At 57.9% G+C, this 444-nt stretch carries 1 pseudogene; it reads right to left on the bottom strand.

From position 1 onward, the window contains the following. A pseudogene (locus ACTHUR_RS21025) lies at positions 1-444 on the bottom strand (phosphomannomutase/phosphoglucomutase); the annotation flags it as partial.

Here is a 444-nt window from a genome sequence, read left to right as displayed (position 1 = left end):
GTTGTGGTATTCACCGGAGATGTCTTTTTCAGTCACGCTGCCTTTTTTGTCGGAGGCAACCAGTTTGTCGGCTTCGATCAGGGCGAGCAACTCTTGGATGGCTTCGCCTGCGAGGGTCTCGCCGCCGAGCATCATTTTGAAACCGTTGTAATCGGGCGGGTTGTGGCTGCCGGTAATCATCACGCCGCTGCCACCGCATTCGTTGATGGCGGCGAAATAAAGCATGGGGGTGGCGACCATGCCGACATTGAGGACGTCGATGCAGCTGTCGGTAAAGCCGCGTTGGATGTGTTCCATCAATTCGGGACCGCTCAAGCGTCCGTCGCGTCCGAGTGCGATGCGGGTGATGCCTTTTTCGGCGGCTTGGGTGGCGATGGCTTTGCCGATAAGGTAGGCGGCTTCGTTGGTCAGGGTTTTGCCGACAATGCCTCGGATGTCGTAGGC

The organism is Neisseria sp. P0021.S007, from assembly GCF_051956855.1.
The sequence above is the reverse complement of the archived record's forward strand: the minus strand, read 5'-3'. Positions and strand labels throughout refer to the sequence as shown.